The following is a 17,697-nucleotide window of genomic DNA, read 5'->3' on the forward strand; positions in this document are numbered from 1 at the left end:
GTAACTGCCAGGCGATGCCGTTTCAGCAAATCAAATCTGCCGGGGCGCTAGCAATTCTTCAATCGCTGCCAGCACCTTTAGGGGTTCAAGTGGCTTCGACAGGTGGGAATGGAAACCTGAAGACAGCGAACGCTCTCGGTCTTCCGCGCGCGCGAATGCCGTCATCGCTATGGCGGGAACCAGTCCGCAGCGCTCTGGTGGCTGATTTCGCAACCAGCGCAAAAGCTCGTACCCGTCCATGCCTGGCATGCCGATGTCTGAGCACACGACGTCTGGGTGGTGCGCTTCGATTAAATCCATCGCATCGTAGGCGTCATGCGCGGTGTAGACCTGCGCGCCGCATTCTTCGATCACGCGCCTGAGCAGATCTCGGGTGTCAGGATCGTCATCTACCACCAGCACAGATCGCCCGGCCAACCGAGGCGCGGCGTGCTCCGCAGGGCCCCCGCCGGCGGATAGCGAGGCATCCTCGGATGTGCTGGCATACAGGGGTAAGCTTACTCGGAACGAGGCGCCAGTCCCCGTTCCCAGGCTTTGCGCTGCTACGGTGCCTCCATGAAGTTCGACGATGTGCTGCACGATGGACAAACCTAAGCCGAGCCCGCTGTGCGTGCGGGTGATCGATCCATCGGCTTGGCGAAAACGCTTGAAGACATGCGGAAGAAACTCCGCGTTGATCCCGATGCCGTTGTCCGACACGGCAATGACCGCTTCGTTGCCTTCGTGGGACAACCGCAAATGGATTGAACCGCCACGGGGCGTAAATTTGATGGCATTGGACAAAAGGTTCGTGACGACTTGCTGGAGCCGATCAACGTCGCCGAGTACCGTGCCCACCGGGGCCACATCGGCACCAACCGTTAGCCCGGCGGTGTGCGCATTGGGAAGTATCAGCTCGTATGCCGTCCGAACACAAGTTGCCAAGTCCATGGGTTTCATGTCCATGTGAAGCTTTCCAGAACTGATCCGGCTCATGTCCAGCAGGTCTCCGATCAGGCGCGCTTGCGAGCGTGTGCTGCGCTCGATAACATCAATACCTTTTGCGAGGTCAGAATGGGTTGATCCGTACTTGCGACGCAGAATGTGGACCCAGCCGGTGATGGCTGTTAGGGGTGTTCGCAGCTCATGCGAAAGCGTAGCCAGGAAGTTGTCTTTGAACGAATTGGCACGCTCTGCGTCCTGGCGAGCTGCGCGCTCGCTGTCCAGCAGCAGGGCCTTGTCCCGTTCGGCCCGAATGCGCTCAAGTGATTCCCAGCACCGATCCACCACCGTGCGCACCAGCGAAATTTCGTCCGCATTCCAGTTTCTTGGGGTAGTCTGGTGGACCGCCATGGCGGCAACGAATTTGCCGCTTTTGTGTAGCGGCACGCAGATGACGGCACGAATCTGCGTTAAGCGGTAGGCGACGAGGTCAAGATCTCTTGTGATCGAATGGGTCTCCACATCCTCGTTGACGTACGGCTCGTTCGCGATCATCAAGTCGCCGACCTGCTGGCCGAAGTCCGTGAATTTGTAGCGCCCAACAATGCTGGCCACACCTTCGTTGTAGTCGCCGATGAGATCGAAGGTGTTTTGATCTTCCAGCACGTGGGCGTATGCACATCGGTTCACTCCAAGGTACTTGCCCAGCATGGACGCGGTGACCTGCATTACCTCCGCGGGGTCACTGAGAACTCGCGTGAGCTGAGCGAGCTCGTCGAGGAAGCGAAACCGCCGCTCGCTCAGCACCTTGGCCGTTGTTTCCGCAAAGGTGACGAGCACGCCTCTGGGAGTACCGCCGTCGTCCCGCACTGGGCTGTACGAAAAATTGAAATAGCAGTCTTCAGGAAAGCCATACCGCTCGATCGTGAGCTTGTAATCGTCGAATCCAATGGCTTTACCCTGCAGCACAGCATCCCACATGGGACCGATGGTCGGCCAGATTTCACACCAAGTATCGCGCGCCGAGCCTCCCAGGGCGCCCTCATGCTTGTCGCCCAGGATAGGACGATAGGCATCGTTGTAGAACTGAATAAGCCCAGGGCCCCAAGCCAAGTACATCGGGAGCTTGCACTCGAGCAGCAGTGCCACCGCGTGCCGGAGGCTCTGCGGCCACTGGTCTGGCGGACCAAGCGCATGATCCTGCCACGCATGGTCTGCTATGCGGCGTGCCATGTCACCCTGGAGCCGGGCTGGTGGAAATGAAGAAGAGGGCGGCATGACGACGGATTTGGCGGATGCAACGAGCATAGCGCGGCCCTACGTGCACGGTGGGGACAGGCATTTAGCTCGGCATTCACGCCTTATAAGGCGGGATGCCATTCTGATACAGCGGGATGCCCACCCGCAAGTAACGGAAATGTGATCTGGGAAGTCCCGCCAGTGGCGTCCATCTATGCAGCAGTAGCTCTTCGATCCGGCTGGCCTGATGCGTCGGCAACTAGATGTTCTCCGACTAGGAGAGTACGGCGCCGGCGCGTACAGCCTGAGCCCCAGTCCCCAGGAGCTGCTCACAGTGTTCAAAGCTAACGCATCCTTAGCGGCATCTCTGGCTACGACGCGGCGGAGATGCCCGACGATAGCCCGGCGCGCGTGGAAGCACTGGCCCGGCTGACGTTGACCTTTTTACGCACCGCGCTCAATCCGGCAGACCCGGCGTGGACGGCTGCGAGCGAGGCGCTGCGCGTTGCGCCGAGCCCGCTCGCTCGCTCGCGTAAAGTGATGCGCGCCTGAATCCGCAAGGCCGACAAGGCTAAGTCTGCGGCGTTGGGAGCGGTACCTGTGGAAAGTGGCAAACAGCAACGCCGCCAAGGTGGGCCACGAAGGTGTCCAGGGTCGGGGCCGAGACCAAGCCACGCCGTGACCACCGCGAGACCTAATTCAATGGCGATCAGATACGGCCGAACCTTTTAACGCTCCAGCGCAAATCGGCTCACGAGCAGCACCCCGAGGAATCGGCCGCTGCAGGCACGCTGTGCCGAAGGTCGGTGAGGATGTTGCAGCTGGGCGCAGGTCCACCGGCACAGCCCTCGCTGCAAGCCCGCACATAACTCGACAGGCTTCGGTCCAAACGACGCAACTCCGCCATCTTGGCCCGCACAGCAGCCAGGTGCGTCTGGGCAATGGCGCGAGCCTCAACACAGTCTCGCTCGCCGTTGGTGGAGAGTGCGACCAACTCACGGGTCTCATCAATTGAAAAGCCTAGGTCACGGCAGTGCCGGATGAGGATCAGCACGCCCAGCGCCGATTCCGGATAGATACGGTGCCCGCTCTCCCGGCGCATGGGTGGGGGTATCAAGCCCACTTCCTCCTAGTACCGAAGGGCAGATACGGCAAACCCGACGCGCTTGGCCAACGCACCTATGGTGAGCAACTCGGTCGATGGCCCTGTTGCGGTTGAGAATTTCTTCACGGGAGCCCTTGCATCTCAAGTAACTTGAGATCGTACAGTGGGTTCGCGGGAATAGGCCCGCATGATTCAACTGGAAAAGACAAATGAAGAAATCTGTGCTGGCGAGCCTGGGTTTGGCGGGTGCTTGCGTAGCCTGCTGCACCATTCCATTGGCAATCCCGTTGTTCGGGGGCGCGGCGGCGCTTGGGCTGACCTCATGGCTGGGCGTGAACTCAAAAGTCGGAACGGAGTTACTGGCCCTGATGGCGATCGTGTCCATCGCTGGGCTGGCATGGGGCGCGGTGGCCTGGTCACGCCGAAGACGTGCGACAGACTGCGGCACAGCACCTTCGAGCGGACGTGCATGTGCCGTGGGGCCAGATGCTAAAGGGTGCGGCTGCGCTCCTCGATAGGAGGCTGTGATAGCAAGGTGACAGCCGACGGTGGCGTAGCAAGAAGCAGCCGCACTGATGGACAATTTGTGCTCTCGCAAACTCAAATCTCAGTCTGTTCTGATAGTTCGAGAGCATCGTCAACTTCAATGCCAAGGTAGCGGACAGTTGACTCGATTTTCGAGTGGCCTAGAAGTAGCTGGACTGCACGTAGGTTCTTGGTTCGTCGGTAAATGAGCGTGGCCTTGGTGCGGCGAATGGAGTGCGTTCCATACTCTGCTGGATCTAACCCTAGCTGCAACACCCAGCGCTCAAGAATTCGGGCGTACTGACGCGTCCCCAGATGCGGCGACTTATGAAGTCGGCTCGAAAAGATAAAGTCTTCTGATTTCAGCTTGGCAGTCTTGATCCATTGTTGAAGCGCTTCACGAGTAGTTGCAGTCAGCTCGAACTGGACGGGGTGATGAGTTTTTTGCTGCATAACTGTGGCTCGAGAAGCGACTTGGTCGCCATGGCAAACATCGCGGACCTTGAGGGCGACAAGGTCGCATCCGCGCAGCTTGCTGTCTATTCCCAGATTGAAGAGCGCGAGCTCGCGCACCCGGTTCTCCATCTGGAGGCGCACGCGAAGCGCCCAAATGTCCTTGGGCTTGAAGGGTGCCTTCTGACCAACGATCTTTCCCTTGTTCCAAGGCTCGCGTCGAACGACGGCAGCAACGGATTCCATGATGGTCTCCCATTGAGTGGTGGGAAAAAGACCATGCGCCTTCTAAATGCCGTTGTCCACGAATGCCCACGCTGTCTGTGCCAGTTCGTGAGGCTCGGCAGAGTGCCCGGCGATATTAGTCCATCGTCTGCTCTTGATCGCAGCAGCCGTTCAAGGATTGCGTGCAGAGAGGCAGCAACCAGCCTGAAGCAGTCAGGGCTCCTGATGTACCCTGGGATCACAAAGTCACCGTGCACAATTTTTAGTTGCCTAAAGCTGTCCTCCATCTAGAGTGCTGCCGTAGGAGGGGATATGCACGCCGCAATCGACAAGACATCAGTTCATCTTCACGAGTCATTGCTTTCAGTGCGCTCTGTTGCGCGCCTGGTTGCGATGGTTGCCGGCGCTCTGGCTCTTTCCAGCGGAGCCATGGCCTTCCAGATCGCCCCAATGGGCTCAGCCTTTGAGTCCAAGCTGACCAACGAAACAGAAAACTCTCTGGCGACGGTTGCGGGAAGACTTGGCGTTCTGATCAAGGGCCGCGTCCATGAAGAGATCACCCAGATTGGCATGGGTTGTCCGATAGAGCCAGGCACCCTGGCTCAAGACGTCAGCTGCAGCTCCCGGGATCTGCCCTTTGCCACGCCATATGTCATCTACGGTGTGCGTTGGAACGATCTACCCCCGTTCAAGCTTTCACCTGATGAGGGCAACTGCACCTACCTGGGCAAGTCCTGCAACGTTTCCCAGACCATACGGTTCTCCACGCAGCCGCTGTGTTGGTACTGCCTCTTCAAGGATGCAGAGAAGAAGGCACAGACCCAACCGATCGTTGGGTGCAGCAAGACCAAGGGTAGTCTTCACGGCAATGTGATGACCCGCTCGCACTTCGGCGACTTGCAGTTCCTGCACGCCATGGCCAGTGAAGAAGGAGTACACCCCGGCGCAACCCGCGCCAAAGTGCTGGACTGGCTGGAGTTCGCCTGGAAGGTGTCATCGCGCGAAATCAAGCCCGACACCTTTCTTCGAGACATCGACAACGCCACCTTGAGAGAGCACTTTGGATGCACACAGTGGCGGGTCTCGGACCTCTACATCCTCGGGCGGCAAGACAAGCTGCTTCCTTACTTGCACCACGTGGCATTCGGCTCGGTGCTCCACACGGTCCAGGACTCGTTCGCCGGAGCCCATACCTCGCGGGAGAGCTCACAGCCAAGCGGAATGTGTCAGGGCACTGACCTTACTCAGCCCAGACGGATCGTGGAATTCCACACCTATGGCGCGCAGGACGGAGGCCTGCACGACGAACAGGACAGCCGGGAAGCCATGACGCGTGTAAGCGCTGCAGACAGGTGGCCTGATGCCGTGGAGGCTACGCGCAATCTGTCGAGCTTCTATGAAGATCGCGCCCGTTGGAGCGAAGTCCAGCCCTACATGCAGTGCCTGTTCGAACTGGCGGACGAGCGCAATGACTCATCACCGGGAGAGCAGTACCGCCGCCGCTGAGAGTATGGTGGGGCACGCATCCCACCATCCACTGTTACTCAGGATTGAGTAGTGCTTGCGCCTTGCGCTTGCCCAGTTTCAGCACTTCAGCAATACGCTCCAACTGTGCAGTCCGGGGATGAACATGGCCCGTCTCCCACTTGTAGACAGATATCGAAGAAGCACCCAGCAGCTGAGCCATCTGCTTCTGCGTGATACCGAGTGCTGCGCGTTTGTCGATCAACACCTGAGCATCGAACGGGATCTGCTTTGACTTCTTGGGAGTGGCGTCTTCTGTCGCGGCCTTGGCTTTGGGCACATCTGTTACTTTGACCTGCCGTTGGGCGGCTTTGAGCTGGGAGGTCAGCGCCTTGACCTCACGCTTCAGTGCCGCGATCTCCGAGCGGTGGCCAGTGATCGCCTTGCGCATGCCCTGAAGTTCAGGTTTGAGCTCCTTGCGCGCCATGCGAACAACTTCAGCGCGAAAGGCATTAGAAAACGTATTCATAGGCCCAATGGTAACTTTGCCGCCCTATCGCGCACTTAGGGTGCAGATGCACCAGAGTTGTCGCACTTATTCTTCGCCCCCAAAAACTAAACCGCCGAAGGCTTTAGCCGATGGCGGTTTGTTTCGGTGGTGACCGAGAAAGTTTGACTTACTTCCCAGCCTTGTCCGCCTTGCGCTTGGCAGCCTTGGGATCCACCACAGCCTTGAACTTGGCACCCGCCACAAACTTCGGCACCGTGCTAGCTGCAATCTTCAGCGCAGCACCGGTCGATGGGTTCTTGCCCGTGCGTGCCGCACGCTTGGCCGACTTGAAGGTCCCAAATCCCACCAGCTGCACGGCATCGCCCTTCTTGACGGCGGTCTGGATGGTGTCGATCAGCGTTTCCAGCACCGCATTGGCTGCAGTCTTGGACAGGTCATTCTTGGAAGCCAGGATTTCAACGAGTTCTGCGCGGTTCATGGATGCTCACGAATAGAGGTTGGAAAGGACCGATTTATAACCCCGCCGCTGACGCCACGCTTGCTGGGACTCAATGCTGCAGTGCACTTCTTGGCAAAAATTCCACTCCCGTGCGTTTGACCAGCTCCTGATAGCTGATCGGCCGATCCACTGTCTCCCCCTCTCGGTTCTCTTGCCAATGCGCCCATGCCCTTTGGGTCGTGGCGTCATACACGAGCTTGTACAGGTAGGTCGGCACCTTCACGCCATTGGCCCCAATGTGCGGCCCCGCATCCGTGAACACCGGCCCGGTGATCACAAACACATCTCCCTTGGCCCGCTTCACATAGTGCCGCGTGTCCTGCTCGATCTTGTTCCAGGCACCTCCGTTGTGCTGGGCATTCTGGGGAACCATGTTCGCCAGGCTGAAGCTTTGGACCATGGCCGTTGGTGTCGTCATGTCTCCCGCAGGTGCCATGTGCCCTCGGGAGTAGCCGGAGTTCTTGTAGTCCTCCAGCTCCGCCCGCTCGCCACTGGGCAGGCGCGCATCCGCGAAGAACCGTTTGGCACGCTTCTCGTTGGCACCATCGAGCATCTGCCGATTCAGCCGTTGGGCCACAAACACCGGTGTCTTGGTGGTGCCGGAGTGCAGCACTGCAAAGGCCTCGTAACAAAGCTCGCGCAGCTGCGGTCTGGGTGTGATGGCCGGTGGCGTGCCATTCGCAAAGAACTGCGGGCACTGCGCAAAGGAGGTGGGCTCGGGTGTGAGCAGGGCTGCACTGTCGAACTGCGGAAACCGCGCCCAGGAGAGATTCGGAAGAGCAACGCCGGCAAGAGACAGCGCCAGCACAGCCGCCAGGCGCACACGGCCTGGCCAAGAGAACAAACGATTCACAGAAGAGGCATTCGGGTCGAACAAAACGGAGCCCGATTGGAGCACCGTTCTCCTTCACCCCTCGGCCCGAATGCTCGGATCCCGCAGGGTTTTACAGTTGCTTGCAGAGATGTAGTCGGCAAACAGAAATCGCTTCCGCAAGGAGATTCTTAAAGCCAAGACTCAATGTCCAAGCGGCAACTTCACCGTGGCTAGTTGAACTCCATCAAGGTAACCATAGTGACTCGATATTCGCGCATCAATCTCGACAACGCCCTCGTCAGTGATGCGCAGCAGGCCTCGGTCGTAGAGCGTATGAAGGTCTCTGCGCAACAACAGCCCGTCACTTGCTCTGTTGTGTCCCAGCCGCCAATCACGCCCCAACAGATGAGCTGCCTCAAGCGCTTCAGGAACAGTGCACCCGCTGACGAGGCAACGACCTCTGCATGACTCAAACACAGCGAGGCGAAATTCTGCCTGCTGGGGGCGCACCTCTACCTGAGCAAATCGAGCCGCATGCTGCTTTAGGTCATTGGGAAGTAGGCTGTCCTTCTCGCTCTCCGCTGGTGACTTCGATAGCTTTGCAGATTCCTGTTGCTCCTGGCGCGCGCCCCAGTACGCATAACAACGTTTCCGCTCAAGGGCATCGTCATCGATGTGGAACTCATCGAAGAGACCCTGTGAGCATCTTCCAGTGTGTTTATCGACGATTAGCGCCGTAATGATGGGTTCACCTGCAACCTTGCAGTCATTGCCGAGACGACTCATGGCATTGCGTAGCGGGTAGAACGTCAACCCGAAACGATTCATGACGTCCGCGTAGGTGACCGTCTCTTTTGCTTGGCACACTTCAGTAAGCCAAGCGCGAATAGCGGGCAGCTTCTGCTTATAACTATCAGTCGAGAGTCCAGTGCGTTGCGCATCGTCGACGGGAAAAATACCTTCAGCTGCCGCCACCCGATGAGTCGCAATGTTGCGCGCCAGAGATCCCACCTCAACCAATCCACTTACCTGCGCAACGATGGCCCCATCGTCTCGCAAAGAGAGCCGCTCAACAGAGAATACCGCGTCCTCGCGGTAGTCTTTGATTTCTCTTGGGTGTTCGTCCGCATCTTTCACAGTCGCTATTACCACGTAGGCGGCTATGCCGCCCGCCCATAGATCCTTGAGTTGCACAATCCTTTCATCAAGACCATAAGAATCAGATACAAGGTACCGCTCTGGCTCTCGAAGAACGGTCACTGTTTTGTGTTTGAAGGAGTACTCGTCATCCCACGCCCGAAGGAGTAACGCGGTCTCGTCCACATTTTTAGCGCCCCAAGACCAACGAATATTCTTGAGCGGAAAGCCCAAGTCCGCAAAGAACTGACTGATTGGTTTTGACATTCTTCTCTCGTCAGCGTCCGAGAAGCTTCCGAGCCTCCACCAGTACCAAGCCGCGCCAGCCAGAAATGTTTGGGTCAACCCCAAACTTTTGGCGCACTATTGCCTTAGCCTCTCGCTCGACGCTGGCAATCTCCGCAGGTGTTGGTGGTCGATTGCTCTCTGCCTCCACCCGACGCCGATGAGCCGCCTCGCGCTCCGCGCGTTCTCTATGCTGCTGTTCTGAGTGCGATTGGCTCTGTTCAACCAGCGACCGATGTTCAGCTTCGAATTGCGCGATAAGCCGCCAAGTGTTTTCTACCAGCATGAGACGCTCTTCGGCCGTAAGTTCTCGGCCACCTCCGCCACCGTACTGAGGCGCTTTGCCCACGATTTCACCGAACAGCTTATCGAAGCAGTCTGATCCGTACACGCTAAGGTCGCCCGTGGCACTGCGCACGATATGGATGCGTCTAAACACGCTATGGCCACAGCCGTCTGCTTGGCAGATGACACGATCTGCTTTGTCCACCTCAACTATTGCAAGCAATTGAACACTCATCGGGATCTGCGGACCTTTGTTAATTTCATGCCGGTGGAATTATTCCGATCAACTGCAGAGTGTCTACAAAAATCGAGGCAACCCAGGTGGGAGTGACGCAATCCACATGAAATCTTTCAACGCCCGCTCACCCTCCCCTTAGCGCCGTCAAAAACTCCCGCGCATTGAGCTGGCTCTTGTCCTCCATGCAGTTGTTGAACACCGCATGCGGATACCGCACCGACCGCGCAATCGGGCTGTAGCGCTGAGCCAGCGTCTGCAACTCAGCAGAGGTGTACGCATAATCAAACCGCTCCGCTGCTGACTTGGCAGGCATCCCGTACGCCACTGCATTGCGCCCATGGAGCCTGAGCAGTGCATGGTCGGGATGGGAGGTCTCCCAGATCGCAGGAACACTGTGCGGTGAGCCCTGCGGGCCGTCCACGATGGTGTGTACCAGCCCGAGGCTCCTGAGCATGGCGAGGGTATCTGCCGTTACCGCATCGTTCTCCCACCAACTGGGATGCCGGAACTCGATGCTCAAGATGTGGCCCGGCAGATGCTCCACGCAGTGCTCGATGTGGGCCATGGCCACTGGGTGGCGCACCACCTTCGGCGAGAACTGGAAGTGCACCAGTCCCAACTTGTTGTTGACCTGCAATGGCACCAGGCAGGCCACAAAGCGTTTCCACAGTTCCTCCCGAAACTCCGCCGCCATGTCCTTGTAGACCATGCGCCGCCCAGGTACCAACGCCTCCTTGATGTCTCTGGGCAAGACATCCGTGCTGGTCCATTGTCCAGTGAAGAGACTGAAGGCCTTCACGTTGAACACGAACCCAGGCGAGGTGCGTTCTGCCCAGTGCTGGGCCATGGTGACCGCAGGGATGGCGTAGTAGCTGGTATCCACCTCCACCAGGTTGAACTGCGAGGCATAGAAGCGCAGCCGGGCTTCGGGTGTCTTGGCGGTGGGCGGATAGAACTTGCAGCAGTCGAGCAGGGTCTTGTCCGACCAGGAGGCGGTCCCGACCAAGGGATTGAAGCCGGAAACATGGGGGGAGAAAGAGTGCTCCATGGGGAGGCCTCCTTGGGTTCATCCTACATGCACATTTGCGGCAAAAGCTGTATATTTATCCAGTATTCAACCACAGGAGAAGCAGCGCCATGCAAGTCATCGAATCCACCTATGTTGTCACCCTGCGCGACTACCCCGAAGAGATCCCTGCCAAGGAGCGCATTGCCGCAGAAACCCGGTATGCCCAAGCCCTGGAAAAGCAGCTCGGTGGCCCCGAGCAAGTTGCGGCCGCCCTCGACACCATGCACAGCCTGGAAGAGTCGCCACCCGAGGTGGTGTCGCCTGGCGATCTCACCTTGCTCAAGGCCTGGGGAAAGGCCAGTGCGGCAGCCAAGCAGGCGGGGTTCCGGGATCTGGGCGAAGGGGATGGGGCGTACTTTGAAGTGCGACTGGTGTGAGGGTGGAGGTCCACTGAGGACATGCCATGCCGATCAACGCGCCCTGGAACTACCCAACGCTGATGTGCACCCCACCGGGCAGAGCCGGTGGAGTGTTCCCGACGGAGACCGTGCTGCCGCTGGAGGCGGAGGCGTATGCGGTCACGCAGGAGGGTGAGATCTGGCGGGTGACGGTGAAGCACTCGGGAGAGGTGCTGTATGAGGGGCCCGGGCCTGTGGAGATGGTGGAGTCGCCTGCACCGTTTTAAAGCAAACCAATTGCACCGCACCAGCTACCGGTTGTATGGTGCTTCAGCCAGCAAGGAGTCGATATGTCGATAGACCGTGCCAACTATCCCGGGGTGCCGGAAGACTTTCCGGTGACTGCAGTACCTTCTGCTTTTGCGGGTGCCCAGCCCAAGATGAACCTGGTTGAGGAAGGTGGGAAGTTTTATGCCTCGGGCACGTAGCCTGGCGAGGTCATTGCGGCCTTCCAGATGTGTGACGATCTGGTCTCGCAGATGGTGCCGTACTGCCAGAGAAAACTCGCCACATACGAAGGCAACCAGGAGACGACAGTGAAGGCTGCGCTGAAGGGTCTGCTGGCCAAGCGATGGTGCACCGATGCCCAATGCGTGTGGATCATGCGCAGGGTGGTGGATGAGCTGCAGTGGGCCGTGGGTGAAGCCATTCCATAATGAAAGCTCCAGTGGAGTCCGACACATCGCCCATACAGGCCTTGTTGGGAGCGCATGGCGGAAACAACCACCATGTCGTCGGAGCCTGCGCTTTGGATCTGTAGACACCAAGGACTCAGAAATGACAGACGCAGTTGAAGTTGGAAGCGCCAATATATATGCCGACCTTGGATACCCAGACGCTGAGGCGTTGCAGCGAAAGGCTTCGTTGGCGTCACATATCGCTTGCACGATCAAGGCACGACATCTGACCCATGAGGCAGCTGCAGAATTACTTGGGATAGATCAAGCGGACATGGTGAAGATTTTTCGTGGGCAGTTCCGCGGCACAAGTGAAGCAAAGATGCTTGAATGGATTGCGATGCTCGGCCACGATGTGACGATCCTGGTGACCAAAACAACACGGCAACGGCCGGGGAAGATTGAGCTGGAGTTCCGCTGCTCATGCTGAGTGCACTGAGCGACACCTCGAACGTCTACGGACCACAACCATCTGCGCTCCGCCTTAAACTTGAAGCTCGTACTGTTACCGTCGGAGGAAGATGTCCGCTTGGTCATCTAACCGCGCTTTGACGCGCCCCCACTCCGGCAGATGCCGCGTCAAGGTTCTGTAGAAAGCGCTGCTATGGTTGTGATGTTTCAGGTGGCACATCTCGTGAAGCAGCACATAGTCAATGGCTTCACGCGGCGCAGCCACCAGCCAAGGATTGAGCGTCAGTCGGCCCGATGGGGAACAGCTGCCCCATTGGCGGGTCATAAACTGCAAGCGAAACGACGGCAACTGACGAACCCACCTCAAGGGTTCTGCAACGACCTTGAGGCGATTCGCGAAGACCTCTCGGGCCCGTTCGCGGTACCAAGCATCGATACATGCCTTGATCTGATCGACGTCGTGGCGAGGCACATTCACCACCACAAACGCCCCACGCAACTTTGCCTCGGTAGCGGTCGCCGGTTCAACCACGACTTTGAGCCGATACCGCTTGCCAAGGTAGTGGATGGACTCTCCGCTCACGTACTCGCGCGGCAGCACATGCGCCATCCGCCCCTTCGCAGCGGAGACATGCTGACTGATCCAGCGCGAGCGCTTGCGGACCGCCGCCAGCACGTCGGCCAGCGGGGTTGACGGTGGCGCGTCGACCTGCACGCGTCCATCTGGCTCAACGTGTATGGCAACCCGCGAAACGACGCGCGTGGTTTGCCGGCGCAAAGTGAACGCAATCTGCTCATCACCGTACGCCACTCGGTGCTGACCATCAAAACCTGACGTCTCCATGATCACGCCTTGCTGAGGCCGATGCGAGTGATCTGGATGACTTGTTCCACCACCTGCTTGGCGTTGTCCAAACCCAGGCTCCCAAACAGCAGTGGCAACAGCCCCTTGCGGATCGCTGCTTCGATGTTCTGGGGGTTGAGCGAGTTCTCGGCAACCGCATCCTTGACCACGCTGTCGATGGCCAGGGACTGTTGGACCAGGCGCTCAAGGCCTTGAGGCTCCAAGGCGGCGAAGCCGTCTTCGCCAAGGACCAAGCGGATGGCACCAAAGTAGGCCTTGGCATGTGGGTTGTCTGCCAGTTCGACCGGTGTGCCAGGCGTCGCCCGCGACGCCACTTGCTCCTCGAACGACTTGAACAAGGCGTATTGCTTCAGCGGGTGGTCGAACATTGCCTCGGCTTCGGCAATCGCCCGGCGCAGCAACTCACCGAACACCTTCTGTGCGTACGGATCCTCAGCCAGTTCTTGCTCGATGGTCTTCCGCAGCCGGGTCCGGATCATGTCCGTCTCGTTGCGGGTCTTCTCTTCTGACCAGTCCTCAGGCTTCTCGGCCTGGCCCAACTGGTGCACCAGATAGACGCCCTCTGCTTCGCGCACCTCGGTACCGATGACCTGCTTGTCCACCAGCTTGCGGATCTGCTCCTCGTAGACGCTGTAGTCCACCGTCTCCATGGCGTCCCGGCGGGCCGTTTGTCGCAGTTCGGTGAAGAAGCGCAGATCACTCTTGTAGCGAGCGATCAGTTCCTCTGAGAAGCTCTTGTCCTCGAAGAAGCTTCGCGACGACAGGGCCGTCTGAAGGCACAAGCCGAAAGCCGTGAGTGCGTCGTAGAAGTCATCGCGCAGCTTCTGCCGCTCGTCGTACTCGGCGCCATCGGCGTCCTTGACGAAGCGAGGGGCGAGCACCTGTCGGTACTGCTCACGGTCTAGCTTGTTGGTAACTGACTTGAAGAAGGACCACAGCTGCTCATGGAGCGCAGGCAGACGCTTGTACTCGGTGCTGAACTGGTGGTACAGGCCTTCAAGATCTTGAACATCGAAGCCGCCTTGCGTGCGTGATTCAAGGTCTTGATAGGCGCGAATGGCGGTGTCCAGCTCCTTCAGGATGCCGCGGTAGTCCACCAGCACGCCGTAGCGCTTCGCGTCGTGCAGCCGATTCACCCGTGCAATCGCCTGGATCAGGTTGTGGCCCTTCAGCGGCTTATCGATGTACAGCACCGTATTGCGAGGCTCATCGAAGCCGGTGAGCAGCTTGTCCACGACGATGAGCAGGTCCGGTGCCCCATCAGTGCCAAAGTCACCGATCACCTGCTTCTCGTAGGCTTCAGGGTCGTTGCCACTGGTGGCCATGGCCTGCTTCCACCACTTCTGCACCTCGGGTAGCGTGTCCTCGTCGACTTCCGAGTTGCCTTCACGGGTGTCAGGGGCCGAGATCACGATGGCACTGGTCACTAGACCGGTCTCGTCCAGCGCTTTCTTGTAGCGGATCGCATCCAGCTTGCTGTCGGTCGCGACCTGCCCCTTCAAACCGAGATCCAGCTTCTTGATGTTTTCGTTGAAGTGGGTCGCGATGTCCCAGGCGATCAGTTCGATGCGGTTGGCGGCACCATAGATGGCGCCCTTCTTGGCGGACTTGCGCTTCAGGTCACTGCGCTGGGCATCGCTGAGGTTGCTGGTGATCTTGTCGAACCAGCGGTTGACGGCCTCTTCGTTGATATCCAGTTCCGGCACGCGCTCTTCGTAGAGCAGCGGCGCCACGGTTTCGTCCTCCACCGCACGTTGCATCGTGTAGGCGTGGACGATCGGGCCGAACTTGTTGGAGGTCTTTTCGTCCTTGAGCAGTGGGGTGCCGGTGAAGGCGATGTAAGCCGCCTTGGGCAGCGCCTTCTTCATTCGCTCATGAGTCTCGCCGCCGTGGCTGCGGTGGCCTTCGTCGACCAGCACGATCATGTCCGCCGAGTCATTGCGGCACTCGGGCAGCTTGGACGCCGTGTTGAACTTGTGGACGAGCGTGAAGGTGATCCGCTCGGTCCCCTTGCCGATGCGCTGGGCCAGGTCACGACCGGACAGAGTGCGGCTGCGCTCGCCGTCCTTCTGCGTGGCGATGCTGGAGCCGAAAGCACCGCCCGTCATGAAGTTGCGCGAGAGCTGGGTTTCGAGATTGACGCGGTCGGTGACTACCACGATGCGGCATTCCTTGAGGCTCTCGACCAGCAGCAGGGCCTTGGTCAAGAACACCATCGTGAAGCTCTTGCCAGAGCCCGTGGTGTGCCAGACAACGCCCCCTTCACGGCCGCCACCCTGCGAATCAGACTTCTTCTGGCTGATGCGCGACAGCAGTGCACGGATGCCAAAGAACTGCTGGTAACGGGCGACGATCTTGCCGACCTTCCGGTCGAACAGCACATAGCCCCTCAGTAACTCCAACACGCGGGACGGCGTCAGGAGGCTGACCAGCAACCGATCCTGCTCAGTCGCCTGCATGGGCGCGCTCCAGAGCGTGTCGAAGTAGGTGGCGAGTGATCCAGGCTTTCCCTCAAACAACGCGGCACGAACTTTCGGCGGCAACGGCGCGTTCTTGACGGCTTGCAAGTGAGCGTCGTCGAACTCTTCCTCACGCCACTTCGCCCAAAACTTGGCGGCGGTGTGGGTGGTGCCGTAGCGCCCCTCGGTCTGGCTGATGGACAGCAGCAGTTGGGCGTACGCGAACAGGTTGGGGATCTCGTCTGGCCGCTGGTTGCGCAGATGCTGGCTGATGCCTTCCTGCACCATGGCCTTCGAGGGGTGACTGCCGCCACCCGACTCCGGACGCTTGGCCTCGATCACCACCAGTGGGATACCGTTCACGTAGGCCACGACATCAGGCGTCCGGTGGTGCGTACCTTGCGCGGACAGCACCTCCAGTTCCTCGGTCACGTCCCAACGGTTCGCCGAAGCATCGGTCCAGTCGATCACCGCGATAGTGGGCTGGTGCTTCTTGCCATCCGGCATGAACTCAGTGACCGTGATACCCAGGGCCAGCTTGCCGTAGAGCCGCTCATTGGCCGGCATGAGGCCTTCGGCCAAGCTGAGCGCCGACAACTCCCGCACGATCTGCTCGATGCCGCTGGGCGAAAGCGGGTACCACTCGCCCTTGTATTCGTAGCGGCGGGTCTGCAGCACCTCGACTAGCCGACCCTTGAGCAACACTTCGCGCGTGCTGCCGCGCAGGCTCAGCGCCTGTGCCGTCGTCTGGAAGCTCCAGCCCAGATTGCACAGCAGGTGCAGCGCTGGCAGGTGGGCGCTGTACCGCTCGCGGGAGTTGGGTGTAGCGCTCATACCTGGGCTTCCGACTCAACTTCGGAAAACTTGACGCGGCGCTTCCCAGTCAGAAGTTGCGACATTAGGGCTGCCTTTTCCTGCCGCAAGGATCGGACTTGGGCCCCAAGCAAGGCTTCCTCAGCGCGTGCGACATTGATCACCTCGGCAATGCGACGTTGCTCTGGCGCACTGGGAACATGCAGCTGCAGCTTGAAGAAGTCAGTCACGCTTACGTTCAGCAGACCGTGGTTTCGTGCTCCTTCCTGCGCTATGCCTTCAATCTCCTGGTTCAGTAGTCCTGCTTCAAAGTAGTGGCGGAAGAAATCGAAGTCAGCGTCGACGTCCTCGCGCAGGCGGAAACAAAGGTAGAGGCTTGAAACGACGCCCGCCTCGTACGCCAGCAGCGGCTTGATCGCTCCCATCGGGTAGCCGGCCGAGTAGCTCTTGTTGTAGGCGAAGTCATGCCGATGCAGCAGCGTGTACCCGCTGAGGTTGGCGCTGGCCACCGACTTGTTGAAGTAGTCGCGCTGGCTGATGAGACCGTGCTCTGCCGAGATCGTCAGCACATTCGTGTTGTGGACGGTATTCTTTGTCGCGATTCGCTGAAAGATGGCGTCAAAGTCCTCATAGCGCCATTTGGTCGAGAGCCCAGGGAAGCGGCGGTGACCAGACAGCACAGACACCATCAAGTCCCGACTGCGTCGTTGGCTATTGCTCAGCATGCGTTCCGTCGTCTTGATCGCTTCGTCCCAGCTGGAAAGGATGTCAGCGATGCGACGCTGTTCGTCATATGGTGGAACAGGCACAGGAAGACTCTTGATTATTCCGCCATTCAGATTCTTTTGCGTGCCCGCATTGCCCAACTCTCGAAGTGCTTCGTACTGAAAGGACAGGTACTGAAAAAAGAAGTCACAGTCCTGTCCGTCCCGAAGTTGGATCGCTGCGCAAGCTTGATTTGTCGTTGCCTCGATACCAAGCTTCGCCACTTGCCCTCGAGTCTTCCCCTGTCCGTACATAGCCATCAGCAAGGTGCCAGGCGGGAAGCGCTTGGCCGCGGAATTGCGCAAGCCAGCAGCAGTGATCTTTTCAACCGTATCCGTGATCGTGTTGAACTGGACCTCACCCGTGGTAACCCAGGGAATGTCTCCGCCCCAGTACTCAGGCTTGCCTCGGTCAGGCGTACCACCTGATGTCACATGGGCGATCTCGCCCAATGTAGCTCGGCGCCAATCTTTAGGCAGCATCACGACCTCTCTTCACCTGGCCCCGCCTCGCGGCCACTAGGCGTGGTGAAGTTGGCC

18 protein-coding genes are annotated in these 17,697 nt (G+C 59.0%); 6 read left to right on the forward strand and 12 right to left on the reverse strand.

The window, feature by feature from the left end; translation table 11 throughout:
- Positions 1-30: 30 nt before the first annotated feature.
- Positions 31-2,229, reverse strand: a complete 2,199-nt coding sequence (locus ASG27_RS00375) for an ATP-binding protein (RefSeq protein ID WP_082493049.1) — start codon at positions 2,227-2,229, stop codon at positions 31-33.
- A gap of 318 nt (positions 2,230-2,547) precedes the next feature.
- On the opposite strand from ASG27_RS00375, the gene ASG27_RS26400 reads away from it, so the two are divergent.
- Positions 2,548-2,712 (forward strand): hypothetical protein, encoded by a 165-nt coding sequence (locus tag ASG27_RS26400; protein WP_156371480.1) that lies wholly within the window; start codon positions 2,548-2,550, stop codon positions 2,710-2,712.
- Between the two features lie 199 nt (positions 2,713-2,911).
- On the opposite strand, the gene ASG27_RS25655 is transcribed toward ASG27_RS26400, so the two are convergent.
- Both ASG27_RS25655 and ASG27_RS00380 read right to left on the reverse strand, forming a co-directional pair.
- Entirely contained in the window at positions 2,912-3,283 is a 372-nt protein-coding gene (locus ASG27_RS25655; protein WP_268753242.1) for a MerR family DNA-binding protein, read from the reverse strand.
- Positions 3,284-3,865: 582 nt separating this feature from the next.
- Positions 3,866-4,489, reverse strand: a complete 624-nt coding sequence (locus tag ASG27_RS00380; RefSeq protein ID WP_056410202.1) for a tyrosine-type recombinase/integrase — start codon at positions 4,487-4,489, stop codon at positions 3,866-3,868.
- 291 nt (positions 4,490-4,780) lie between these two features.
- Here ASG27_RS00380 and ASG27_RS00385 point away from each other — a divergent pair, with 291 nt between their 5' ends.
- Positions 4,781-5,974 (forward strand): hypothetical protein, encoded by a 1,194-nt coding sequence (locus tag ASG27_RS00385; protein WP_235503849.1) that lies wholly within the window; start codon positions 4,781-4,783, stop codon positions 5,972-5,974.
- 34 nt (positions 5,975-6,008) lie between these two features.
- Here ASG27_RS00385 and ASG27_RS00390 read toward each other — a convergent pair whose 3' ends face one another.
- From ASG27_RS00390 to ASG27_RS00405, 6 genes are all read right to left on the reverse strand, one after another.
- Positions 6,009-6,461, reverse strand: a complete 453-nt coding sequence (locus ASG27_RS00390; protein ID WP_056410204.1) for a helix-turn-helix domain-containing protein — start codon at positions 6,459-6,461, stop codon at positions 6,009-6,011.
- Between the two features lie 148 nt (positions 6,462-6,609).
- Positions 6,610-6,921, reverse strand: a complete 312-nt coding sequence (locus ASG27_RS00395) for an HU family DNA-binding protein (protein ID WP_056410206.1) — start codon at positions 6,919-6,921, stop codon at positions 6,610-6,612.
- A 70-nt stretch (positions 6,922-6,991) separates the two neighbouring features.
- On the reverse strand, positions 6,992-7,795 hold the full coding sequence (locus ASG27_RS00400) for a DNA/RNA non-specific endonuclease (protein WP_235503850.1): 804 nt from the start codon (positions 7,793-7,795) through the stop codon (positions 6,992-6,994).
- Positions 7,796-7,957: 162 nt separating this feature from the next.
- Complete coding sequence (locus ASG27_RS25660) at positions 7,958-9,160, reverse strand: HNH endonuclease signature motif containing protein (RefSeq protein WP_082485685.1); 1,203 nt, start codon at positions 9,158-9,160, stop codon at positions 7,958-7,960.
- Positions 9,161-9,170: 10 nt separating this feature from the next.
- Complete coding sequence (locus tag ASG27_RS26405; protein WP_156370385.1) at positions 9,171-9,698, reverse strand: hypothetical protein; 528 nt, start codon at positions 9,696-9,698, stop codon at positions 9,171-9,173.
- Positions 9,699-9,825: 127 nt separating this feature from the next.
- A complete protein-coding gene (locus ASG27_RS00405) occupies positions 9,826-10,749 on the reverse strand; it encodes a DUF72 domain-containing protein (RefSeq protein WP_056410210.1) in 924 nt (307 codons plus the stop codon).
- Between the two features lie 89 nt (positions 10,750-10,838).
- Here ASG27_RS00405 and ASG27_RS00410 point away from each other — a divergent pair, with 89 nt between their 5' ends.
- The 4 genes from ASG27_RS00410 to ASG27_RS00420 all read left to right on the forward strand — a co-directional run bounded on the left by ASG27_RS00410 (position 10,839) and on the right by ASG27_RS00420 (position 12,275).
- On the forward strand, positions 10,839-11,147 hold the full coding sequence (locus ASG27_RS00410; protein WP_056058069.1) for a hypothetical protein: 309 nt from the start codon (positions 10,839-10,841) through the stop codon (positions 11,145-11,147).
- A gap of 26 nt (positions 11,148-11,173) precedes the next feature.
- Positions 11,174-11,395: a hypothetical protein gene (locus ASG27_RS26410; protein WP_156371481.1), complete on the forward strand. Its 222-nt coding sequence runs from the start codon at positions 11,174-11,176 to the stop codon at positions 11,393-11,395.
- A 228-nt stretch (positions 11,396-11,623) separates the two neighbouring features.
- Complete coding sequence (locus tag ASG27_RS00415) at positions 11,624-11,824, forward strand: hypothetical protein (RefSeq protein ID WP_235503851.1); 201 nt, start codon at positions 11,624-11,626, stop codon at positions 11,822-11,824.
- Positions 11,825-11,945: 121 nt separating this feature from the next.
- Positions 11,946-12,275 carry a helix-turn-helix domain-containing protein gene (locus tag ASG27_RS00420; protein WP_056410211.1) on the forward strand — a complete coding sequence of 110 codons (330 nt, stop codon included), beginning with the start codon at positions 11,946-11,948 and terminating at the stop codon, positions 12,273-12,275.
- 75 nt (positions 12,276-12,350) lie between these two features.
- Here the strand turns inward: ASG27_RS00420 and ASG27_RS00425 are convergent, their stop codons facing one another.
- From ASG27_RS00425 to ASG27_RS00435, 3 genes are read right to left on the reverse strand one after another with little or no spacing between them, the layout of a single operon-like run.
- Positions 12,351-13,100, reverse strand: a complete 750-nt coding sequence (locus tag ASG27_RS00425; protein WP_056410213.1) for a M48 family metallopeptidase — start codon at positions 13,098-13,100, stop codon at positions 12,351-12,353.
- Positions 13,101-13,102: 2 nt separating this feature from the next.
- Positions 13,103-16,414, reverse strand: a complete 3,312-nt coding sequence (locus ASG27_RS00430; RefSeq protein WP_056410215.1) for a type I restriction endonuclease subunit R — start codon at positions 16,412-16,414, stop codon at positions 13,103-13,105.
- A complete protein-coding gene (locus ASG27_RS00435; protein WP_056410217.1) occupies positions 16,411-17,640 on the reverse strand; it encodes a restriction endonuclease subunit S in 1,230 nt (409 codons plus the stop codon). The genes ASG27_RS00430 and ASG27_RS00435 overlap by 4 nt, the downstream gene beginning before the upstream one ends.
- Positions 17,641-17,697 lie beyond the last annotated feature (57 nt).

Source organism: Acidovorax sp. Leaf191 (genome assembly GCF_001424425.1).
In the GTDB taxonomy this organism is placed as follows: domain Bacteria; phylum Pseudomonadota; class Gammaproteobacteria; order Burkholderiales; family Burkholderiaceae_C; genus Acidovorax.

What these genes read in the sequence shown, in the direction of transcription:
- ASG27_RS00375 (WP_082493049.1), bottom strand. Translation starts at nt 2,229, where the DNA reads ATGCTCGTTGCATCCGCCAAATCCGTCGTCATGCCGCCCTCTTCTTCA.
- ASG27_RS26400 (WP_156371480.1), top strand. Translation starts at nt 2,548, where the DNA reads ATGCCCGACGATAGCCCGGCGCGCGTGGAAGCACTGGCCCGGCTGACG.
- ASG27_RS00380 (WP_056410202.1), bottom strand. Translation starts at nt 4,489, where the DNA reads ATGGAATCCGTTGCTGCCGTCGTTCGACGCGAGCCTTGGAACAAGGGA.
- ASG27_RS00385 (WP_235503849.1), top strand. Translation starts at nt 4,781, where the DNA reads ATGCACGCCGCAATCGACAAGACATCAGTTCATCTTCACGAGTCATTG.
- ASG27_RS00390 (WP_056410204.1), bottom strand. Translation starts at nt 6,461, where the DNA reads ATGAATACGTTTTCTAATGCCTTTCGCGCTGAAGTTGTTCGCATGGCG.
- ASG27_RS00395 (WP_056410206.1), bottom strand. Translation starts at nt 6,921, where the DNA reads ATGAACCGCGCAGAACTCGTTGAAATCCTGGCTTCCAAGAATGACCTG.
- ASG27_RS25660 (WP_082485685.1), bottom strand. Translation starts at nt 9,160, where the DNA reads ATGTCAAAACCAATCAGTCAGTTCTTTGCGGACTTGGGCTTTCCGCTC.
- ASG27_RS26405 (WP_156370385.1), bottom strand. Translation starts at nt 9,698, where the DNA reads ATGAGTGTTCAATTGCTTGCAATAGTTGAGGTGGACAAAGCAGATCGT.
- ASG27_RS00405 (WP_056410210.1), bottom strand. Translation starts at nt 10,749, where the DNA reads ATGGAGCACTCTTTCTCCCCCCATGTTTCCGGCTTCAATCCCTTGGTC.
- ASG27_RS00410 (WP_056058069.1), top strand. Translation starts at nt 10,839, where the DNA reads ATGCAAGTCATCGAATCCACCTATGTTGTCACCCTGCGCGACTACCCC.
- ASG27_RS26410 (WP_156371481.1), top strand. Translation starts at nt 11,174, where the DNA reads ATGCCGATCAACGCGCCCTGGAACTACCCAACGCTGATGTGCACCCCA.
- ASG27_RS00415 (WP_235503851.1), top strand. Translation starts at nt 11,624, where the DNA reads ATGTGTGACGATCTGGTCTCGCAGATGGTGCCGTACTGCCAGAGAAAA.
- ASG27_RS00420 (WP_056410211.1), top strand. Translation starts at nt 11,946, where the DNA reads ATGACAGACGCAGTTGAAGTTGGAAGCGCCAATATATATGCCGACCTT.
- ASG27_RS00425 (WP_056410213.1), bottom strand. Translation starts at nt 13,100, where the DNA reads ATGGAGACGTCAGGTTTTGATGGTCAGCACCGAGTGGCGTACGGTGAT.
- ASG27_RS00430 (WP_056410215.1), bottom strand. Translation starts at nt 16,414, where the DNA reads ATGAGCGCTACACCCAACTCCCGCGAGCGGTACAGCGCCCACCTGCCA.
- ASG27_RS00435 (WP_056410217.1), bottom strand. Translation starts at nt 17,640, where the DNA reads ATGCTGCCTAAAGATTGGCGCCGAGCTACATTGGGCGAGATCGCCCAT.